Raw genomic sequence first — 2,919 nt, 5'->3', positions numbered from 1 at the left:
AGCCGTCGGGCCGCTCGGGATCTCCCTCGACCCGACCACAGCGGGACTGTCCGTCCTGCGGGGAGGGTGCGAGCGAGAGCCACAGATCACAACGTGGCGCCTGTCACATCAAAGCGCTGACAAGAGCGCAAGGACGTCAGGCCGCGGCGGCCCCCACAGTTTTCTGCGCCCGTACTGTGGGGGACAACTGAGGATTAACTCCATCCCCCATCCTGCGGACATTCACAATAATAAAATACTCAACCGTAACCACTTTTCCTTGTGTTGCTATGAGTTTTCATCCGCACAGGCAGGTGTAGGAATGCAAAGCATCTACGGAAGGGTGTATTTGCGGTTTCGACCCGAGGTTGTGTGGCTGGCAGGCTGGCTCCGTTGGCCCGTCCGGGGGATGGGTCAGCTGGTCCGTCGAGGGGACGAACCGCCGCCTGGGGGAACGAGCATGCTGTGGCCGACGCCTTTTCCGAACGACGACCTCCGCGCCGCCGCGGGCCGGCAGCACCATGGCGCCGCCGGTGTTCTTCGACCCTACGGGCAAGCGCTGATACCGCATCCTGGCCACGGTCGTCGTCCTCGTGGTCCCAGCAGCGGGGTTGATCGCCTGGCTCGTGCCGCAGGCCCTCGCCCAGACCTGGGAGCAGCCGCTCCACCCGGAGACGAGCTATCCCCGGGAGCTCCTCGCGACCGGCGATCCGCAGAACATTCCGCTGCTGAGCGACTCGTCGCACCCGTTGAGCCGGATCGCCCTGGTGGGCGAGCGGAACGGCGAGCCGGTGCTCACGGACCCGTTCAGCGACGAGGTCTTCCTGACGCTGACCGAGGAGGAGACCGCAACCGTCGGGGACAGCCCCTCTGTGATGGAGCGCTTCGGGGAACTGCCGGAGAAGCAGTTCATGTTGACCTTTGACGACGGTCCCGATGCGACCTTCACTCCCGATATCCTCGACGTGCTCTCCGCCGAGGGAGTGCCGGCGACGTTCTTCAACATCGGCACCAACGTCGTCGCCCAGCCCGAGCTGTTCCGCCGGAACATCCGTGAGGGGCACATGGTGGTCAACACACCATGATCCACACGACGGTGTGGAACGACGCGCTGCGCAGCCACGAGGAGCTGATCGGCACCGACCGGGCCATGCGCTCGGTCGGCAACTATGCGACGCCCCTGTTCCGCCAGCCCACCGGGACACCGACAACAAGTCCCTGCCCATCCTGGAGGCCCAGCAGCTGGGCTACCTGCACGTGGACTTCGACCTCGACACCCAGGACTGGGCCGCGGCGCCGGGTGGCATTCATCGGTTGACTGCGGCCGCCCCGCAGGTCCGCGATGTGATTATTAGCCCCGCGAGCGGCCCGGGGGCGTCCAAGTCCGAACAACACGTGCAGCTGATCCGGGCGCTGGCAGATGCAGGCATCCAGGTGCTGGGTTACGTCTTGACCGGGTGGGGCGATCGGGACCAGGCGGCAGTTTTTCAGGACATAGACCACTGGCGTGTTGGTACGGCTTGGAGAACATTACCTGGACGAGGCTGCATCGGTTTCTGACGAACTCAGCGTCTATGAGGACTACGTTGCCGCGGTCCACAAGTCCGGGGGGGTCGCGGTCCTTAACCCTGGGCCAATTCCCGACCGTGGCTACTTCGAGTTCGCCGACGCGGGTGTGACGTTTGAGGACCCGTTCAATGCCTACTTCTCAGCCAAGGAACCGCCGGAGTGGCTAGCCACCTACGCCAGCACGGAAGTTTGGCACATCGTCAGCGGGGCTCCGCAGGACAGGCTTGGTGATGTGCTGAACCGCGCCCGCGAACAGGGCGCGCAATATGTCTATGTCACTAACGACGTGGAACCAAATCCCTACGACAGCCTTCCGGCTTATTGGCCGGCGACGCTGACCTCCGTCGAGGAGTAGACCGCAGCCAGAACTGGGAATGCGATGGCTAAGTCCGGAGCCTTTTCGCCGCCAAGGCGTTCTTGCGGGCGGTCCTCAGCATGTCCACGGTCAGGACCAGCAATGCCACCCAGACCACGCCGAACCCGATCCATCGGTCGAGGGTCATGGCTTCCTTGAAAACCACGAGGGCGAGGACAAACTGCAGCAGGGGCGCGAAGTACTGGAGCAGCCCGATGGTGGTCATGGGGAGCCTGCGCGCCGAGGCCCCGAAGAACAGCAGCGGGACCGCGGTGATCACACCGGAGGCCAGCAGGAGCCAAAAATGGCCCGGACCTTGGGTGGTGAGCGTGGCCGTTCCCGTTGCGGCCAGGTAGATCATGGTCACTGCCGCGAACGGGGCCAGCACCATCGTTTCCACACTGAGGCTGGTGACGGCGTCCACCCTGGGGCCAACGCGTTTCTTGACGAAGCCGTAGAGGCCAAAACTAAAGGCCAGGGTCAGGGCGATCCACGGCAGCTTGCCGTAGGAATAGGTGAGTACACCCACCGCAACGAACCCGATCCCCACCGCCGCCCACTGCAGCGGACGGAGCTTTTCCTTCAGCACAAACACACCCAGCAGGACGGAGACCAGTGGGTTGATGAAGTAACCAAGGGACGCCTCCACTGCCTGTCCGGTGGTCACTCCGTAGGTGTAGGTCAACCAGTTGATGGCGATCAGGAACGCGGCCAGGGCGAGGGAGCCAAACACGGCGCGGTTCCGCAACCCGCCGGCCAGAGCGGCCCATGAACGGGTGACGGTGATCAGCAGTGCGCAGAACAGCAGCGACCACACCACACGGTTCGCCACGATTTCCACGGCACCGGCCGGCATCAAGACAAAAAAATACAGGGGGAGCAGCCCCCACAGCCCGTACGCCCCGATGCCAAAGAGGATTCCCGCCGTCGTCTCCTTATCCACTGCCTTGGGAGGCGCACCCTTGCTGCCTGCCGCGGACGCTGCCGCTGGTGCCGGAATTTCCGACGTCGGCGCG

At 64.2% G+C, this 2,919-nt stretch carries 5 protein-coding genes; 3 read left to right on the top strand and 2 right to left on the bottom strand.

The window, feature by feature from the left end:
• Window positions 1–590: 590 nt before the first annotated feature.
• Window positions 591–1,064 carry a polysaccharide deacetylase family protein gene (locus AC5RWX_RS31955; RefSeq protein ID WP_494100198.1) on the top strand — a complete coding sequence of 158 codons (474 nt, stop codon included), beginning with the start codon at window positions 591–593 and terminating at the stop codon, window positions 1,062–1,064.
• An 82-nt stretch (window positions 1,065–1,146) separates the two neighbouring features.
• On the opposite strand, the gene AC5RWX_RS31950 is transcribed toward AC5RWX_RS31955, so the two are convergent.
• Window positions 1,147–1,290 (bottom strand): hypothetical protein, encoded by a 144-nt coding sequence (locus AC5RWX_RS31950; RefSeq protein WP_494100200.1) that lies wholly within the window; start codon window positions 1,288–1,290, stop codon window positions 1,147–1,149.
• On the opposite strand from AC5RWX_RS31950, the gene AC5RWX_RS31945 reads away from it, so the two are divergent.
• Together AC5RWX_RS31945 and AC5RWX_RS31940 are read left to right on the top strand one after the other, a co-directional pair.
• The gene (locus tag AC5RWX_RS31945) at window positions 1,237–1,539 is read left to right on the top strand and encodes a spherulation-specific family 4 protein (protein WP_494100197.1); all 303 of its coding nucleotides are present in this window, start codon (window positions 1,237–1,239) and stop codon (window positions 1,537–1,539) included. The two genes, AC5RWX_RS31950 and AC5RWX_RS31945, sit on opposite strands and share 54 nt — an antisense overlap.
• The gene (locus AC5RWX_RS31940; RefSeq protein ID WP_494100196.1) at window positions 1,487–1,903 is read left to right on the top strand and encodes a spherulation-specific family 4 protein; all 417 of its coding nucleotides are present in this window, start codon (window positions 1,487–1,489) and stop codon (window positions 1,901–1,903) included. The genes AC5RWX_RS31945 and AC5RWX_RS31940 overlap by 53 nt, the downstream gene beginning before the upstream one ends.
• A 28-nt stretch (window positions 1,904–1,931) precedes the next feature.
• Here AC5RWX_RS31940 and rarD read toward each other — a convergent pair whose 3' ends face one another.
• Window positions 1,932–2,903, bottom strand: a complete 972-nt coding sequence (gene rarD, locus AC5RWX_RS31935) for an EamA family transporter RarD (protein WP_494100199.1) — start codon at window positions 2,901–2,903, stop codon at window positions 1,932–1,934.
• Window positions 2,904–2,919 lie beyond the last annotated feature (16 nt).

Source organism: Arthrobacter sp. SPT-J7, assembly GCF_059089965.1.
Note: the sequence above shows the minus strand (reverse complement) of the source record. Positions and strands in the feature narration are given on the sequence as shown.

Excerpts from the sequence above, each read along its gene's own strand:
- AC5RWX_RS31950 (WP_494100200.1), bottom strand. The coding sequence starts at position 1,290 with ATGAATGCCACCCGGCGCCGCGGCCCAGTCCTGGGTGTCGAGGTCGAA.